At 65.4% G+C, this 16,268-nt stretch carries 16 protein-coding genes; 4 read left to right on the top strand and 12 right to left on the bottom strand.

Annotated elements, in window-relative coordinates:
* Positions 1-103: 103 nt before the first annotated feature.
* Positions 104-442, top strand: a complete 339-nt coding sequence (locus AC5P99_RS08710) for a hypothetical protein (protein WP_005411772.1) — start codon at positions 104-106, stop codon at positions 440-442.
* A gap of 79 nt (positions 443-521) precedes the next feature.
* On the opposite strand, the gene AC5P99_RS08705 is transcribed toward AC5P99_RS08710, so the two are convergent.
* A complete protein-coding gene (locus AC5P99_RS08705; RefSeq protein WP_495213049.1) occupies positions 522-2,615 on the bottom strand; it encodes a TonB-dependent receptor family protein in 2,094 nt (697 codons plus the stop codon).
* A gap of 171 nt (positions 2,616-2,786) precedes the next feature.
* Here AC5P99_RS08705 and AC5P99_RS08700 point away from each other — a divergent pair, with 171 nt between their 5' ends.
* The 3 genes from AC5P99_RS08700 (at position 2,787) to AC5P99_RS08690 (ending at position 6,246) form a co-directional block, all read left to right on the top strand.
* The gene (locus tag AC5P99_RS08700; RefSeq protein ID WP_005411793.1) at positions 2,787-3,989 is read left to right on the top strand and encodes an amino acid aminotransferase; all 1,203 of its coding nucleotides are present in this window, start codon (positions 2,787-2,789) and stop codon (positions 3,987-3,989) included.
* 421 nt (positions 3,990-4,410) lie between these two features.
* Complete coding sequence (locus AC5P99_RS08695; RefSeq protein WP_012478654.1) at positions 4,411-5,427, top strand: class 1 fructose-bisphosphatase; 1,017 nt, start codon at positions 4,411-4,413, stop codon at positions 5,425-5,427.
* A 108-nt stretch (positions 5,428-5,535) separates the two neighbouring features.
* Positions 5,536-6,246 (top strand): 2OG-Fe(II) oxygenase, encoded by a 711-nt coding sequence (locus tag AC5P99_RS08690; RefSeq protein WP_138970111.1) that lies wholly within the window; start codon positions 5,536-5,538, stop codon positions 6,244-6,246.
* 579 nt (positions 6,247-6,825) lie between these two features.
* Here AC5P99_RS08690 and AC5P99_RS08685 read toward each other — a convergent pair.
* The 11 genes from AC5P99_RS08685 to AC5P99_RS08635 form a co-directional block, all read right to left on the bottom strand.
* On the bottom strand, positions 6,826-7,917 hold the full coding sequence (locus AC5P99_RS08685) for a PA0069 family radical SAM protein (RefSeq protein ID WP_495213048.1): 1,092 nt from the start codon (positions 7,915-7,917) through the stop codon (positions 6,826-6,828).
* 101 nt (positions 7,918-8,018) lie between these two features.
* Positions 8,019-8,762, bottom strand: a complete 744-nt coding sequence (locus tag AC5P99_RS08680) for a pyridoxine 5'-phosphate synthase (protein ID WP_005414976.1) — start codon at positions 8,760-8,762, stop codon at positions 8,019-8,021.
* 9 nt (positions 8,763-8,771) lie between these two features.
* Entirely contained in the window at positions 8,772-9,041 is a 270-nt protein-coding gene (locus AC5P99_RS08675; RefSeq protein WP_049450053.1) for a hypothetical protein, read from the bottom strand.
* A 40-nt stretch (positions 9,042-9,081) separates the two neighbouring features.
* The gene (cls, locus tag AC5P99_RS08670; RefSeq protein ID WP_495213047.1) at positions 9,082-10,542 is read right to left on the bottom strand and encodes a cardiolipin synthase; all 1,461 of its coding nucleotides are present in this window, start codon (positions 10,540-10,542) and stop codon (positions 9,082-9,084) included.
* Positions 10,543-10,644: 102 nt separating this feature from the next.
* Positions 10,645-11,058 (bottom strand): ExbD/TolR family protein, encoded by a 414-nt coding sequence (locus AC5P99_RS08665; RefSeq protein ID WP_005411740.1) that lies wholly within the window; start codon positions 11,056-11,058, stop codon positions 10,645-10,647.
* Between the two features lie 3 nt (positions 11,059-11,061).
* Entirely contained in the window at positions 11,062-11,487 is a 426-nt protein-coding gene (locus tag AC5P99_RS08660; RefSeq protein WP_005411739.1) for an ExbD/TolR family protein, read from the bottom strand.
* A 62-nt stretch (positions 11,488-11,549) separates the two neighbouring features.
* Positions 11,550-12,311, bottom strand: coding sequence for a TonB-system energizer ExbB (gene exbB / locus AC5P99_RS08655; RefSeq protein WP_005411738.1), 762 nt, complete (start codon positions 12,309-12,311; stop codon positions 11,550-11,552).
* 94 nt (positions 12,312-12,405) lie between these two features.
* Entirely contained in the window at positions 12,406-13,074 is a 669-nt protein-coding gene (locus AC5P99_RS08650) for an energy transducer TonB (protein WP_005411737.1), read from the bottom strand.
* A gap of 143 nt (positions 13,075-13,217) precedes the next feature.
* On the bottom strand, positions 13,218-14,405 hold the full coding sequence (locus AC5P99_RS08645; protein WP_005411736.1) for a tetratricopeptide repeat protein: 1,188 nt from the start codon (positions 14,403-14,405) through the stop codon (positions 13,218-13,220).
* Positions 14,406-14,537: 132 nt separating this feature from the next.
* Positions 14,538-15,344 carry a M48 family metallopeptidase gene (locus AC5P99_RS08640; protein WP_005411735.1) on the bottom strand — a complete coding sequence of 269 codons (807 nt, stop codon included), beginning with the start codon at positions 15,342-15,344 and terminating at the stop codon, positions 14,538-14,540.
* A gap of 71 nt (positions 15,345-15,415) precedes the next feature.
* Entirely contained in the window at positions 15,416-16,261 is an 846-nt protein-coding gene (locus AC5P99_RS08635; RefSeq protein ID WP_033833516.1) for a CPBP family intramembrane glutamic endopeptidase, read from the bottom strand.
* Positions 16,262-16,268: the final 7 nt, after the last annotated feature.

Genomic DNA, 16,268 nt, shown 5'->3' with positions numbered 1-16,268 from the left:
TGCCGTTACCGGGGGGTGAGCGAGATGTTCATGACGCCAGGTTCGCAACGGCTTTACCTGCGGGGCGGTGTAGTGGAATCCCCCCAAGGGCAGGTACCAGACCATGAGCCGAGAGACCTCGCGAGACCCGCTGCGGGAGAACCACCCGCCCATTCCCGGCGAGCAGCGCGGCAAGCGCGATGCCGACAACGCCGACTACCGCGGCACCGGCGCGCCGTTCTTCGATGCCGAGCACGACCACCTGCCGGTGAAGCACGAGGCTGAACAGGCGGCCCAGGACCGCAAGGATGGCGGCGACCGCCATCGCGGTGGCCAGGAGAGCCCGCTCAAGCGCCGTGAACGCAAGCAGCGCGCCAGCGACAACCAGGACGAGGCGCTGGAGGAGACCTTCCCGGCCAGCGACCCGACCTCGCCGTTCGTGCCAGCCAAGGCCCCCGACTGACCGGTAGTGCCGGCCGCTGGCCGGCAACCTCCTGACGTCCTGCACGGCGCGATGCCGGCCAGCGGCCGGCACTACCACTTCAGCGCCACGACCATTGCAGGCCGACGTTGGCTCGCCGTCCCGGTCCCGGCTCGTAGAAGCGACCATTGCCGTCATTGACGATCACCGAGCCGATGTAGGCCCGGTCCAGCACGTTCTCCAGCCGGGCGAAGGCGCGCAACTCGCCGCCCGGCAGCGTCCAGCGACGGCCGGCTTCCAGGTGCAGCAGGGCGTAGCCCGGTGCGCGCTCGGTGGCCACGTCATTGACCACGGTATCGCTGCTGGCCGTTGCCTCCAGCGCCCACTGCCAACCGGCAGGGCTCCACTGCAGCCGGGCGAAGGCCTGCTGGCGCGGCACGCCGGGCAGACGGCTGCCTGCAGCGACCAGGGTGTTCGAGGTCAGGTACGGCGAGCGCACCTGCGCCTGCAGCCAGGTCCACGCCAGCTGCAGTTCCAGGTGCTCGGCCAGCGGCTGTCGGTACTGCAGCTCCAGCCCCTGGCGGCGGGTGCGGCCAATGTTGCGGTAGGTGCTGCGTCCGCCGATATTGCTGGCAACGGCCAGCTCGTCGTCGGTATCTGCACGGAACAAGCTGATATCGAGTTGGTTGCCTTCCTGTGCGTGCCACTTGCTGCCAACCTCGATGGAGCGGCTGCGCGCGGCGGCCAGATCCAGTGCCAGCCCGGCTTGGCCGTCGGCGCGATAGCCCAGTTCGTTGAAGGTGGGGGTCTCGAAACCACGCCCCACGGCCGCGTGCAGCCGCCACTGCGGGCTGGCCTCGAAGCTGACGCCTGCCACCGGCGTGATCGCCTGGTAGCGGCGGTGGCCACTGTCGTCGGGGTTGGCGCCGACGATGTAGCGGTCATTCGATTCGAATCGCACGGCGCTGTGGCGCAGCCCGGCCAGCAGCGACCAACGCGGGCTCCACTGCCACCACGCCTGGGCGAACTGATCCACGTTCTGCACGACGTCGATCTGGTCACGACGCAGCCGCCCACGCACGCCCAGGGCGCTGCCGATGAAGTTCTCGAAGCCGGTGCGGTGCTGACGCTGGCGGTCGGCGCTGAGCCCGGCTACCAGGTCCAGCGGTCGCCCGGCCAGATCACCGTGCCAGCCCCAGCGCGCGTCCAGCCCGCCATAGCCGCCCTGCAGATCGATCACGCCGCCGGCATGCAGCGGGCTGTTGGTCTGGGGTGCCGGCGGAATCGGCAGGTACTGGCGTACCGCGCGCTGGCCGGCATAGCCCGTCAATTGCCAGCGCTGCGCTCCCGTTTCACGGGTCCAGCGCAGGCCGGCCTGCTGCTGGCGCACCGTTTTGCGGGTGTTGTACTGGTGCGCGACTGCCGTGGCCTGGCGCGGATCAGCCGCCACCTGGGCACGGGTCAGGCCCAGCGGATCCTGTGCATCGGGGGCATCGAGCGCATTGAGCAACAGCTCCAGCCGCCCACCGCCCAGCGCACCACCGATGCGTGCGTTGAGCGATTCACGGCGCGCACGGCTGTGGTCCCGCCAGCCATCGGTGCGGAAGTGATTGGCGGCGATGTTGTAGTCCAGCACTTGACCGGCACCCTTCAGCTGCGCACCGACACTGAGCGTGTTGTCGGCGCCGGCATTCACGCGCAACCGCCACGGGTCGCCGGCCTGGCCCTGCGCGCTCCAGACCTGCAGCACGCCGCCGGAGGAATTGCCGTACAACGCCGAGAACGGCCCGCGCAGCACGTCGATGCGCTCGGCGCCCAGCAGGCTGGCGTGTGACAGCTGGCCCTGGCCATCGGGCATGGTGGCCGGCACGCCGTCGATCAACACCCGCACCCCGCGCACACCGAAGGTCGAGCGCGCGCCGAAGCCACGGATCGACAGCTGCGTGTCCTGCGCGAAGTTCTGCCGGTCGCGCGCCAGCAGCCCCGGTACCCCGGCCAGCGCCTCGGACAGCTGCGCGCCGCTGCCAGCGCGGCTGGCATCGATCCAGACCGTGTCCTGGCTGGCCGGCAGCGCGAACGGGGCGATGCCCGGCACCCGTGCGGCCTGTACCTGCACCGCAGGCAGGGCGGTGGGCGCAGGCTCGGCCACCGCTGTCCAGGGCGACAGCAGCAGGGCAGACAGCGGCAGGCAACAGCGTCGTGCGGCGGGATTCATGATTCAGGTTGATGGATCGGGCGGCAACGCACGCCATGGTACGGGGCCGCGGATGACGATGGCGGCGGCCAGCCCCGGCAGGCTTTGTTACGATGGGCTGTTTCCGGCCGAAAAGCCGCGAACCGCGTGGCGCAATTCCTCCCCCTTTCCGTCTACCGAACGAGTACCGCCGTGTCCTTCTTTGCAAACGTGGAACTGGTCCCAGGCGACCCGATCCTGGGCCTGACCGAGGCGTACAACGCCGACAGCCGCCCGACCAAGGTCAACCTGGGTGTGGGCATCTACTACGACGAGAGCGGCCGCATTCCGCTGCTGCGCGCCGTCAAGCAGATCGAGCAGCAGCTCGCCGCCGAGGCCAAACCGCGCGGCTATCTGCCGATCGATGGCCTGCCGGCGTACACGCAGGCCACGCGTGAGCTGGTGTTCGGCAAGGACTCGCCGCTGCTGGCCGCCGGCCGCGTCACCACCGCACAGACCGTTGGTGGCAGCGGTGCGCTGCGCGTCGGCGCCGACGTGCTGAAGAAGCTGCTGCCGCACGCCACCGTTGCGCTGAGCAACCCGAGCTGGGAAAACCACCGCGCCGTGTTCAGCGCGGCCGGTTTCGAGGTGCTGGACTACACCTACTTCGACCCGACCACCCATGGGGTTGATTTCGACGGCATGCTGGCCGACCTGGGCAAGCTGGAAGCCGGCACCGTGGTGCTGCTGCATGCCTGCTGCCACAACCCCACCGGTGCCGACCTCACGGTCAGCCAGTGGAAGCAGGTCGCGCAGCTGCTGAAGGACCGCCAGCTGTTCCCCTTCATCGACATGGCCTACCAGGGCTTCGACAAGGGCATCGAACAGGACGGCGCCGCGGTGCGCATCATCGCCGAAGCAGGCATCGACAGCTTCATCGTCGCCAACTCGTACTCCAAGTCGTTCTCGCTGTACGGCGAGCGCGTGGGTGCGCTGTCGATGGTGGCGCCGACCGCCGCTGACGCCAAGGCCGTGCAGTCGCAGGTCAAGCGCGTGATCCGCACCATCTACTCCAGCCCGTCCACGCACGGTGCTGCGCTGGTGGCCGGCGTGCTGACCAACCCGGAACTGCGTGCGATGTGGGAGCAGGAGCTGACCGAGATGCGCGAGCGCATCCACGCCCTGCGCCAGGGCCTGGTCGAGAAGCTGGCTGCCGCTGGCGCACCGCAGTTCGGTTTCATCAACGAACAGGCCGGCATGTTCTCCTACTCCGGCCTGAGCCGCGAGCAGGTCGAACGCCTGCGCGACGAGTTCGGCATCTACGCCGTCGGCACCGGCCGCATCTGCGTGGCCGCGCTGAACCAGAACAACCTGGAATACGTCGCCAAGGCCGTGGCCACCGTCGCCAAGGGCTGAAACAACGCTCCAGTAGCTTGAAGACAAAGGCGCCGAAAGGCGCCTTTGTTTTTTTGCTTTTGCTCTTGCCTTTGCCATCCCCACCGCGCTCGCGGCGAACCCTGAAGCGCGTGGGGGGGGGAGGCGCTGCAGGACCGTTGGCGCCATGGGCCCGAGGCATGCCTCAGGCGGGTTGGGCAGGACGCCCCCACCCCGGTCTTGCCGTGTGCGCAGGACAGCGCACACGAGCAAGGCGCCATCGAGCTTACATGGACGTACTTGCAGCGTGTCCTGCATCGCCTCCCCCTCCCACGAGCCTCGACAAAGGGAAGGCGCCACGAGCGCAACGCATCTGGAAACGATTACGCCTTCCCGCGCTCACGCACGCCCCCGCCATACGGGCGACAATAGGCGTTTTCCCGCTGCCGAGACCTGCCCGCTCATGTCCCGTACTTCGTTGACCCGCTTCCTGATCCAGGAACAGCACGCCGGCCGCATCAACGCCGACCTGCGCCAGCTGATCGCGGTCGTCGCCCGCGCCTGCACCAGCATCTCCATCGCCGTCAGCAAGGGCGCCCTCGGTGGCGTGCTGGGCGATGCCGGTACCGGTAACGTGCAGGGCGAGGCGCAGAAGAAGCTGGACGTCATCAGCAACGAGATCCTGCTTGAAGCGAACGCCTGGGGTGGCCACCTCGCCGCGTGCGCCTCGGAGGAAATGGACCACAGCCAGCCGGTGCCGGACATCTACCCGCGCGGTGATTTCCTGCTGCTGTTCGATCCCCTCGACGGCAGCTCCAACATCGACGTCAACGTCTCCGTCGGCACCATCTTCTCGGTGCTGCGCTGCCCGACCAATGTCGAACTGCCGGGCGACGACGCCTTCCTGCAGCCGGGCAGCAAGCAGATCGCCGCCGGCTACTGCATCTACGGGCCCAGCACCCAGCTGGTGCTGACCGTCGGCCATGGCACCCACGCCTTCACCCTGGACCGTGAGAAGGGCGAGTTCGTGCTGACCACCGAGAACATGCAGATTCCGGCGGCTACCCAGGAGTTCGCGATCAACATGTCCAACCAGCGCCACTGGGAAGCACCGATGCAGGCCTATGTCGGCGATCTGCTGGCGGGCAAGGAAGGCACGCGCGGCAAGAACTTCAACATGCGCTGGATCGCCAGCATGGTCGCCGACGTGCACCGCATCCTGACCCGCGGCGGCATCTTCATCTACCCGTGGGACAAGAAGGATCCGTCCAAGGCCGGCAAGCTGCGCCTGATGTACGAGGCCAACCCGATGGGCCTGCTGGTCGAACAGGCCGGCGGCGCCGCCTGGACCGGCCGCGAGCGCATCCTCGACATCCAGCCCGACCAGCTGCACCAGCGCGTGCCGGTGTTCCTGGGTTCGCGCGAGGAAGTGGCCGAAGCCGTGCGCTACCACCACGCACACGACAACGCACAGGGCTGACGGCCTATCGCCTGACAGCGGTCATGGCAGAACGATGACATGACCGTGGGGTGACACCGAGGGCGGCAAACGGCACCATCAAGCCGTTGCCGCCTAAGGAATGCACGCATGCACGAGCAGGGCCCGGTCGATTTCATCGAGGTCATCCACAACGCGGTCCCCAGCGAGGTCTGCGCGGCGATCGTCGAGCGCATGCGTGCTGCACAGGGTCTGCGGCCAGGCGCGGTAGGCAGTGGTGTGTTCCCGGAACTCAAGCACAGCAAGGATCTGCGCATCAGCGGCCTTGATGGCTGGCAGGATGTGGACCATCAGCTGCAGCATGCGGTGTTCAATGGCCTGCTGACTTATCTACGCCGTTATCCACAGGCATTGATTGCACCACTGATGTTGCAGATCCAGGACAGCAATGGCCAACCGCGTCGCCTGTCTGCCGAGGACTTCCCCGACATGCCACCACAACAACTGGCGGATCTTGCGCGGACCTGCCTGCGTCCCGGCGCCATCAACCTGCAGTGGTATGCGGCGGGCGAGGGTGGTTACCCTTACTGGCACTGCGAGCTGTACCCCAAGGATGCGCAGGCCGAGACCCTGCATCGGCACGTGCTGTGGACGCTGTACCTCAACGACGAGTTCGAAGAGGGGGAAACCGAGTTCCTGTTCCAGGGGCGGAAGATCGCACCACGCACCGGCAGTCTGCTGATTGCGCCGACGGCGTTCACCCATACCCATCGTGGCAACCGACCGCAGGGCGGCGACAAGTTCATCGCGACGAGTTGGATCCTGTTCCAGAGCGCGCAGAAGTTATTTGGGGGACGGTGAGAGGCCCTTGAGGTATGCGCGTTCCTACATGAAAAAAATCGCGTTCTCACCTCAGTCGACGTGACCCTCTAAACTGAGAATTGGAAATCTCATATGTCCCTGAGGAATTCCATGCTCGTTGAACGTCCTATTAGAATATCTAGATCTAAGCCATGAATTCAGCTCGTCCGCATGAAGGACGTGCTTCAACTCATACACAAAAGACCCATTGCGTTCCCTCCATTCCCGTGAATGGACCTGTAGTGTTGGATCGCAAAAGAAGGATCTGTGTTCGAGATCGCAGATCAACCACGCATGTGGAACTCGCTCACCTCGATCTGCAAGTAAGAATCCAAGCGCATATCTTATGCGTTTGATGTCACCCATCGCTCTTGAAAAATCGTTCTCACATTCAGAGAGAATCGTCGCAACTCCGCTATTTGAATAGCACTGTCGCTTTTCTATCGGGTAAATGTCGCTCAATGCCCAAAGAAATGTATCGCCAACTCTGGTTGAAAGCACGCCCTTACCTACTCTGCCAAGCAAGTCGGTAATATTAGCTCTTCCAACGACATGCTTTGTAACCGCGCCGAAAGCACCTTAGAACAACGACCTCTGCGGCGATTCTTTGCGCGGCGGCAACGGCTTCACGAACCGGCTGCAATCCAGCTTCGGCCAATGGCTGTTCTGCGCATTGAAGCCGAGACGCTTTCGCGCCAGCTTGAAGCGGTTGTTCAACAGATCGGCATACACGCCCTGGCCACGCATGCGGGTGCCGAACTGGCTGTCGTAATCCTTGCCGCCGCGCAGCTGCTGGATGGTGCTCATCACGTGCGCAGCGCGATCGGGATGATGGGTGTCCAACCAATCGCGGAACAGCGGGGCCACTTCCAGCGGCAGGCGCAGCAGCACGTAGCCTGCGGTGCTGGCGCCAGCATCGTGCGCGGCCTCCAGCACGGCTTCCAGTTCGCTGTCGTTGATCCACGGGATCACCGGCGCCACCATCACACCCACCGGAATGCCCGCTTCATGCAGGCGCTTCATCGCACGCAGCCGTGCATGCGGCGCCGACGCGCGTGGCTCCAGCTTTGCGGAGAGATGCGGGTCCAGCGAGGTCACCGAGAAATGCACGCTGACCAGGTTCTCCGCCGCCAGCGGTGCGAGCAGATCGATGTCACGTTCGACCAGTGCGTTCTTGGTGATCAGCGAGAACGGATGCTTGGTTTCCAGCATCACTTCGATCAGCTGGCGGGTGAGCTTGAACTTGCGTTCGATCGGCTGGTACGCATCGGTGTTGATGCCCAGCGCGATCGGTTGCGGAACGTAGCCCGGCTTCGACAACTCCTTGCGCAGCACCTGCGGCGCATTGGTCTTGGCGAACAGCTTGGTCTCGAAGTCCAGGCCTGGCGACAGGTTCAGATAGGCGTGCGAGGGGCGCGCTAAGCAGTAGGAGCAGCCATGCTCACAACCGCGGTACGGATTCACCGATTGGCTGAAGCCGACGTCCGGTGAGGTGTTGCGGCTGATGATGCTGCGTGCGGTCTCGGCACGTACTTCAGTGCGCAGACGTGGGGCGAGGAATTCCTCGCTCTCATCGACTGCCCAGCCGTCGTCCACCGCCTCGCTGACGGTGCTTTCAAAGCGCCCGGCAAGGTGGGACGTGGAACCTCGGCCCTTGATCGCGATACCCATTGCGGCAGGTTACGCCGCAGCCGTCTCAATGGCTGCGACGGCTGCCTGAAGGGTTCAGCGCGGTGCTGCGTCGAGCATGGCTCAACGCTACAGGGGAGCGGTCAGAGCAACGCCAGGTACCCGCGCACCGTGGCGTCCAGGCCGTCGTACAGCGCCTCACCGATCAGCGCGTGACCGATCGACACCTCCAGCACGTCCGGCACGTGGGCCAGGAAATCGCGCAGGTTGTCCTGTGACAGGTCGTGCCCGGCGTTGACGCCCAGGCCCACCGCCTGCGCCCGCCGCGCCGCAGTGGCGAACAGTTCCAGCATCGCCGCAGCGTCTCCGGCCGCGTGTGCTTCGGCGTAGGGGCCGGTATACAGCTCGACACGATCTGCACCAACGTCGGCCGCCTGCTCCAGCAGTGGGTTGCCAGCATCGACGAACAGGCTGACCCGGCAGCCCATCGCCTTCAGTTCGGCGATCAGTGGTCGCAGCCGCTCGGCATCCCGCTCGAAGTCGAAGCCATGGTCGGAGGTGATCTGTCCATCGCCATCCGGCACCAGCGTCGCCTGCGCCGGGCGGGTCTGCGCGCACAGCGGCAGCAGGCCTGGGTAGCCCTCGCGCGGCGGCGCGAATGGATTGCCTTCGATGTTGAATTCCACGCCACGCGCGCGGGTCAGCGTGGACAGCGCCAGCACGTCCTCGGCGGTGATATGGCGGCGGTCCGGCCGCGGGTGCACGGTGATGCCATGTGCACCGGCATCCAGGCAGGCCTGGGCGGCGCGCACCACGTCCGGTTCGGCGCCGCCGCGCGAATTGCGCAGGACGGCGATCTTGTTGACGTTGACGCTGAGCTGGGTCATGGAACGGAACTACTTGGAAAGAGGGGACGGATCGTGGTCGTTGGCGTCGGCATTGCGGCGGGCCTGGGCCTGCTCGCGCAGGCGGCGCAGCTCCTCGGCATCGACAAAGGTGGCAGGGTCGCGCTGAAGGTCGCCGAAGCGGGCCACATAGCGACCGCGCACCCAGGCCAGCAGGAAGGCGAGGGCGGCCAGCAGGCACAGGGTCATCAATGCGGCGCTGGGGGTCTTCAGGGCGAAGGCGAAACAGCCCAGCGCCAGCAGCAGGTACAACCAGTACATAGTCGGGCTCCCCGGATGATCGCCGCAGTGTAGCGCTGCGTCAGAGCAGCGGCGAGGCCAGCCGGGCGAAGGCCTCGGGCAGGCGGTGCAGCCACAGCGAACGGCCAGCCTGGTCGTGCACGCGGGTGGCGCGGTCGAACTCGCCCTGCAGCAGCCCGGCCAGAGCGGCGACGCGGTCACGGTCGCTGATCATCATCGACAGCTCGAAGTTCAGGCGGAAGCTGCGGTGGTCGAAGTTGGCGCTGCCAACGATGCAGACATCGTCGTCGGCGATGAAAGCCTTGGTATGCAGCATGCGCGGGCCGTACTCGTAGATCTTCACCCCGGCGTGCAGCAGTTCGTCGAAATAGGAGCGCGCGGCCTGGGTGACAAACCAGGAGTCGCTCATCTTCGGCACCAGCAGGCGCACGTCCAGTCCACCCAGTGCCGCCGAAGTCAGCGCCATCCGCGCCGCTTCGCCCGGCACGAAGTAGGGCGTTACCAGCCACACGCGCTCGTGTGCTTCCTGGATGGCCGCCACGTGCAGGCGGTGGATCGTTTCCCAGCCCGAGTCCGGGCCGGAGACCAGCACCTGGGCGTTGATCGCACCATCGCCGCGCAGCGGCATGTCGGCCGGCCACAGACGGGCAATGTCCATGCGCGAGGGATCCTGGCCACTGGCGTAGAGCCAGTCCTCGGCGAACACCAGCTGCAGGCTGCGCACGACGTGGCCGCGGATGCGCATGTGCAGGTCGCGGTAGGCGTTCGGCTTGCGGCTCTCGTCTTCATCGTCGGTGATATTGATGCCACCGGTGAAGGCCAGCCGGCCATCGACGATCACCAGCTTGCGGTGCGTACGCAGGTTCAACCACGGCCGCTTGAACGGCTTCAGCAGCTGCCGCGGATGGAACCAGACCGCCTCGCCACCGGCATCGATCAGCGGCTGCAGGAAGCGGCGAGGCAGGGCGGAAGAACCCACTGCATCCAGCAGCAGGCGCACCTGCACGCCGGCACGGGCGCGCTCGACCAGGGCGTCGCGCAGGGCGGTGCCGGCATGGTCCGGATTGAAGATGTAGTACTCCAAGTGCACGTGATCGCGAGCCTGCGCCACCGCTTCCAACAGAGCGGCGTAGGTAGCGGCACCATCCACCAGCCAGTTCACTTCGGTCGCGCTGCTCGGCGCCAGGCCCGTGGTGGCCTGCGCGATCTTGGCCAGCTCGGTGCAGTCGGCATCCGGTGGGCAGACATCGCTGTAGTGCTCCATGCCCGAACGTGCGCGTCCGCGGCGCAGCCGTTGCCGCTTCACCTTCTGCGGGCCCAGCAGGTAGTAGATGAACAAGCCGAGGTAGGGCAGCAGCGCCAACGACAGGATCCAGCTCAGCGTGGCGACCGGCTCACGCTTCTGCAGCATGATCCAGCCCGCCAGCGCGAACAGATACAGCAGGTAGGCCGCCGCCAGGATCGAGCCAAGGTGGGCGATGCCGTCGAGCCAATGACGCAGGGAGTCGAAGAGGGCGAGCATCCGCCGATCATAGCGGTCCAGGCCGGCAGGCATAAAAAAAAACGCCCCTGTCTCCAGGGGCGTCTGCAGTCGCGTCATGACTGTTGTGTTGCGGTGTAGCGATTACTGCTGCACAAAACCGATCTTCTTCATCTGAGCATTCTTCGCGGCGGCCAGAACCTTGGCCATCACGTCGTACTCGGAATCCGGGCTGGCGTCGATGCGCAGTTCCGGCTGGTTGGTCGGGTCACGCTGGACCTCCTGCTCCATCCGCTGCTGCAGCTCGCTGGTATTGATCGGGCTGTTGTTCCACGAGACCTGGTTGCTGGCGTCGATCTTCAGTTCGATCGGCGGCGGCGGTTCGACCAGCTGCGGCGGTGGGTTGAGCACGCGCTGCGGCAGGTCGACGGCGATCGGGTACGTCATGATCGGCGCGGTCACGATGAAGATGATCAGCAGAACCAGCATCACGTCCACGAGGGGCGTGACGTTGATGTCTGCCATGGGGCCCTTGCCACCACCACTACTGAATGCCATGGCTTATTGCCCCTTTTCTTTGGTCGCGACGAAGCCGACGTCCAGCATGCCCTGTTCCTGCGCGACCTTGGTCAGGTCGTTGATGACGCGCATCTTGGTGGTGCGGTCACCACGCAGGTTCAGCGGCGGCTGCGGGGTCTGCTGGGCGGCGGTCGCCAAGCGCGACTCAAGAGTCTGCTTGTTGATTTCTTCGTCGTTCCAGTAGATCGAGCCGTCTTCCTTGACTGCCAGGGTGATCGGTCCGGAACGTTTTTCAGCGTCTTCCGGCTTCTGGATCAGGTTGGCTTCCGGCAGATCCACCTTGACCTTGTGGGACATCAGGGGCGCCGTGATGATGAAGATGATCAGCAGCACCAACATCACGTCCACGAGGGGCGTAACGTTGATGTCGGCCATGGGGCCGCCGCTGTTACCACTACTGAAAGCCATAACGGGCTCCGTCTAGATCTTGGTGACTACTTACGTTCGTCGCTGGGTGACGCGCGCCGCAATTAGCGGACGCGCGAGCCGGTGGCGAAGAAGTCGTGCAGGTCGTGCGCGAAGGTATCGAACTTGCTGATGGTCGCGCTGTTGATCTTGCTGAAGAAGTTGAAGGCGAACACGGCCGGGATCGCGACGAACAGACCGATCGCGGTCATGATCAGCGCTTCACCCACCGGGCCGGCAACGGCGTCGATCGAAGCGGAGCCGGTGGCACCGATCTTGATCAGGGCGCCGTAGATGCCCCACACGGTACCCAGCAGACCGACGAACGGAGCGGTCGCGCCGACGGTGGCCAGCAGGGTCATGCCCGACTGCAGCTTGTTGCTTTCGCGGGTGACGGCCTGACGCAGGGCGCGGTCGACGAACTCCGAACGGCTCAGGTTCTCACCCACGCCGCCGGTAGCGCCGCCTTCAGCGCGCTGGTGGTGCGCAGCAGCTTGGGCAGCGTCCAGAGCGATCTTCGAGAACGGCTCCGAAGCCGGCTGCTCTTCCATGGCACGGATGGCGTCCTGCGCGTTCGGGGTATCCCAGAACAGGCTGACGACGCGATCAGCAGCGCTCTTCAGGCGGGTCGCACGGAAGATGTTGATGACGGTCCAGTACCAGGACATGGCCGACATGGCGATCAGGGTCAGCAGCACGACCCAGGAAACCGCGAAATCACCCGGCTTGGTGGTCATTTCGTGGATCAGGTGCTCGAAGCCCATCTGCGACAGGGCGTTGGACGGATTGCCCCCGGCAGCAGCGGCGATGAAAATTTCCTGCAGCATGACGCTTACCTTTGTTGTGTGTGGTGATAAAGGGTGTAGCTAAGCTAAACAATCGAACCGGGAGCGGGGGTGGCCATGCGGCCACCCGGGCGCATCAGTTCAGCGCAAAGTTGACCGGGACGCGAACGCGACCTGCCGCCTTCTTACCGCCAGATTCAGCGGCGTTGAAGCGCCACTTGCGAGCCGCTTCCATCGCGGCACGGTCCAGGTCGCGGTTACGGCTGGACTTTTCCACCGTGACATTGGTGACATTGCCGTTGGCATCGACATCAATGATCAGGATCACTTCGCCCTGGATACCCGCGCGGAAGGCGGCCGGCGGGTAGCGCGGCGGATTCATGGCCTTCGACGAGATGTCCACGCTGGCCTCGATCGAGGTCGCAGGTGCCGGCGGCGCGGGGGGCGACGGCGGGGTGACGATATCGCTCGGGCGCGGCTCCGGCACGTCCACGACCGGCGCCTGCGGCGGCGGCGGGACCGGCGACGGCTTCGGCGGCGACAGATTCTTCACCGGCGGCGGCGGAGTATCGGTCGGCGGCGGCGGCGGCGGCGGCGGCGGCGGCGGCGGCGGCGCATCGACGATGGTCACCATGACGTTGCGCTCCTTCTCAGCCACGGCCTTGGGAGCCACGGCGGGAATGAGGAGCATCATGAAGGCGGCCAGATGCAGGGCAATTACAAACGCGATGCCGACGATGCGAGGCCAGCTCAGCCCCTTGTCATCGGGTTGTTCGTACCGGTGAACGACTAGTTGTTCCGTCATGCGCCAAGAGCTCAATAGTGGGGCCGGGATGCCGGGGGCGGAATCCCTGATCAGCGGTGCATGACACCGCAGGAACCTCCAAGCTTATACCAATCCTGAGCGCCTGCGCATCAACTGGGCAGGCATTCAGGCGTTATTCCTACTTACTTCAGGTTGATGATTTTCTTGGCATCAGCCTGGTTCTTCACACCCTTCGCCAGCGCCTGCTGGGCGGCCTGCTTGGCCTCCGGGATGCGACCTTCGGCATGCAGGACGCGTGCCAGGTTCAGGTAGGTCTCACCGTCCTTGGACAGCGGGGCAGCCTTCTGCCACGCATCGATCGCCTGCGGCACCTGGTCGGAGTAGTAGTAGGACTGGGCCAGCGCCAGGTAAACCTGGTAGTCCGGCTTCAGGATGCCCTTCTGCAACCCTTCGTTGATGACCGCGATGACGTCCTTTTCCTTTTTGTCGGTGTTGGCATAGATGGAGTACAGCTGCTTGTACTCGCGCTCTTCGGTGAGCTGGCCGCTGCTGCGCAGCTTGTCCATCACCGCGGCCGCCTTGTCCATCTGGTCGGCCTGCATGTACATGCTGGCCAGGTTCAGCTGGGCCTTCTTGTCGTTCGGGTTCTTGGCGGCCAGCGCCTCGGCTTCCTTGACCGCTTCGCCGGACTGGCCTGCTTCGGACAGCGCCGCCATCAGCAGCTGGTTCCAGTTGTCCTTCGGTTCGGCGGAGCCGGCGATGGCCTGCTTCAGCACCGGAATCGCTTCCTGGTAGCGCTCCAGCTGGTACAGCGCCTGGCCCTTGGCGATCAGTTCTTCCGGCTTGGTCGACTTGCTCTCGGCGAAGTACTTGTCGAGGGTTGCCAGGCCTTCGGCTGTCTGGTCTTCCTGCAGCTGCAACTGGCCCAGCATCAGCATCGACTGGAAGTGGCCGTTGTTGTCCAGGCCGTTGAACTGCAGGACCTGCTTCAGGTAGGCGATGGCAGCCGGGGCGTCATCGGTCTGGTAGGCAGCCTGCGAGGCCAGCTGCGCGGCCAGCGACTTGTCGTACTCGTTCGCGGCGCTGTCAGCCAGGATGGCGTCGGCCTGGGTGCGGGTTTCCGGGAACTTTTCCTTGTTGTAGCTGTCGATCATTTTCTGCAGCTTGCTGCCCATCTTGGCCGAAGCCTTGACCGTCGGCTCCTGGCGGGTCGCGTTCGGGTACAGCGCCTCGGCCTTGGCCTGCTTGCCGCCACGGTTGCCGCGCTCGGAGGAACGCGAGGACTGCGCGAAGGCATCGGTGACCACGGCGCCGGTCAGGGCGGTCGCGACGAGGACGGAAAGCACAGCTTTGTGGTTACGGAAAATCATCGTTCACCTCGATCGAACCGCCGGTTAGCGGCAAAGTCGGACTGTCAGAAAAATCTGAGCCGCCAAACGTATCAGAAACAGATGGCGTGAGAAATCGTTTTATGTGCTGCAATACAGCATAGAACTGCGCACTCATCCGCACTTTGGCCGTAGCCCGGCCGCCTGCGCCTGCTGATAGACCGGCGTCAGGCCCGGGGCATCACGTCGCAGTTCCTGGATCCGGTTGGCCGGATCCGGGTGGGTGGACAGCCATTGCGGGCTGCGACCGCCGCTGGCGGCCATCATGTTCTGCCACAAGTCGACCGCCTGCGCCGGATTGAATCCGGCCTGGGCCATCAGCCGCTGGCCGATCACGTCAGCCTCGCTTTCCTGCGTCCGCGAGCCCGGCAGCAGGAAGGCAGTCTGCGCGCCCATGCCGCCGAGCTGGTTGACGGTGCTGGCAGCACCTTCGCCGTAGGCTGCACCAGCCAGCGCGCCGAGCACGGCCAGCCCGGTCTGCGCACCCATCTGGCGGGTGATGCGCTCTTCGTGGTGGCGGGCGATGACATGGCCGATTTCATGGCCGATCACGGCAGCCAGCTGATCCTGGTTCTTGGCCACGGTGAAGATGCCGGTGTTCACGCCGACCTTGCCGCCGGGCAGGGCGAAGGCGTTGGGCTCCTTGTCGACGAATACCGCCGTCTCCCACCGTACGCCACGGTATTGAGCTGGCAGCTGCGCGACCAGGGCGTTGACCACGCACTGCACGTAACCGTTCTGGCGGCCGTCGGTGCTGATCTTTTCCTTCTGCTTGGTTTCGGCGAACGCCTGTGCGCCGAGCTGGTCCAGCTGCGCCTGCGAGACGCCGCCCACCATCTGCCGGCGACCGGTAGGGGAGGTGGTGGTCGCGCAGGCGCTGACCAGGGTGGTGATGACAAGGGCCAGCAGCAGTTGTTTCATGGAAACTCCCCCGTGTTCATATGCGGAGTGTGTAGCGTAGCGGCTTAATCTTTCGTCAAGCGGACGCGGCGTTACGTTGACCCCAGGAACACCATCGCCGCAAGGGCGACCGCATTGTTCAGCGCATGGGCGGTGATCGCCGCCCACAACGTGCCGGTGCGCCGGTAGAGCCAGCAGAACGCGGCCCCCATGCCACCATAGACCAGCCACAGCTGTGCGATTTCGGCCGGGCCATTGGCACTCGTGCCAGGGATCTCATGGATCAGGGCAAATGCGAGGCTGCTCAGTACCACGCCCAACCCAGGCCGCCCGGCCTGCCACAGGCGGCCAAACAGCACGCGGCGGAACAGCAGTTCCTCGTAGGCCGGCGCCAGGACCACCGCGAACAGCACCAGGAACAACGGGAAACGTGCGATCGCGCTCTGCATCAGCGCCAGATTGGTGGGGACCGGCTCGACGCCGACCTGCTTGGCCAGGAAGGCGATGCCGTTGCTGCCGAGCACGATCAGGGTCGCCACCAGCAGGGTCCAGCCCCAGGTGGAGGGGCGGCGCAGCGCCTGGCGCGAGGCGTGGCGCTCGGCGGCGTTGGCCGGCCGTCGCCAGAAGTACAGCAGCAACGCGGCGCCACCGGTGGCGAACAGTGCCATGAGAATCTGCGCAAGCGCGCCGGGCTGGCCCAGTGACGCCGCGACCGAACTGGCGTCGGGTGCGCCAGCGCCAGCCTGCGCGTTCGCGTAACCAACCACCACGCCACGGTACAGGCCCCACAGCAGGCCGCTGACCAGGCTCAGGCCGAACAGGGTGACAGCGGCGATGCCCAGGTCGATGAAGAACCCCGCCAACGGCGAAACGGCACGCGGCGCGGCAGAAGCCGGCGGAACCGGGGGCGGAGCGGAGACCGGGGCGGATGCTGACATCAGGTAC

The sequence above is a fragment of the Stenotrophomonas sp. YJH_SMC_80 genome (genome assembly GCF_059372495.1).
Note: the sequence above shows the minus strand (reverse complement) of the source record. Positions and strands in the feature narration are given on the sequence as shown.

Coding starts and splice junctions, on each gene's coding strand:
- AC5P99_RS08710 (WP_005411772.1), top strand. CDS start 104: ATGAGCCGAGAGACCTCGCGAGACCCGCTGCGGGAGAACCACCCGCCC.
- AC5P99_RS08705 (WP_495213049.1), bottom strand. CDS start 2,615: ATGAATCCCGCCGCACGACGCTGTTGCCTGCCGCTGTCTGCCCTGCTG.
- AC5P99_RS08695 (WP_012478654.1), top strand. CDS start 4,411: ATGTCCCGTACTTCGTTGACCCGCTTCCTGATCCAGGAACAGCACGCC.
- AC5P99_RS08690 (WP_138970111.1), top strand. CDS start 5,536: ATGCACGAGCAGGGCCCGGTCGATTTCATCGAGGTCATCCACAACGCG.
- AC5P99_RS08685 (WP_495213048.1), bottom strand. CDS start 7,917: ATGGGTATCGCGATCAAGGGCCGAGGTTCCACGTCCCACCTTGCCGGG.
- AC5P99_RS08680 (WP_005414976.1), bottom strand. CDS start 8,762: ATGACCCAGCTCAGCGTCAACGTCAACAAGATCGCCGTCCTGCGCAAT.
- AC5P99_RS08675 (WP_049450053.1), bottom strand. CDS start 9,041: ATGTACTGGTTGTACCTGCTGCTGGCGCTGGGCTGTTTCGCCTTCGCC.
- cls (WP_495213047.1), bottom strand. CDS start 10,542: ATGCTCGCCCTCTTCGACTCCCTGCGTCATTGGCTCGACGGCATCGCC.
- AC5P99_RS08665 (WP_005411740.1), bottom strand. CDS start 11,058: ATGGCATTCAGTAGTGGTGGTGGCAAGGGCCCCATGGCAGACATCAAC.
- AC5P99_RS08660 (WP_005411739.1), bottom strand. CDS start 11,487: ATGGCTTTCAGTAGTGGTAACAGCGGCGGCCCCATGGCCGACATCAAC.
- exbB (WP_005411738.1), bottom strand. CDS start 12,311: ATGCTGCAGGAAATTTTCATCGCCGCTGCTGCCGGGGGCAATCCGTCC.
- AC5P99_RS08650 (WP_005411737.1), bottom strand. CDS start 13,074: ATGACGGAACAACTAGTCGTTCACCGGTACGAACAACCCGATGACAAG.
- AC5P99_RS08645 (WP_005411736.1), bottom strand. CDS start 14,405: ATGATTTTCCGTAACCACAAAGCTGTGCTTTCCGTCCTCGTCGCGACC.
- AC5P99_RS08640 (WP_005411735.1), bottom strand. CDS start 15,344: ATGAAACAACTGCTGCTGGCCCTTGTCATCACCACCCTGGTCAGCGCC.
- AC5P99_RS08635 (WP_033833516.1), bottom strand. CDS start 16,261: ATGTCAGCATCCGCCCCGGTCTCCGCTCCGCCCCCGGTTCCGCCGGCT.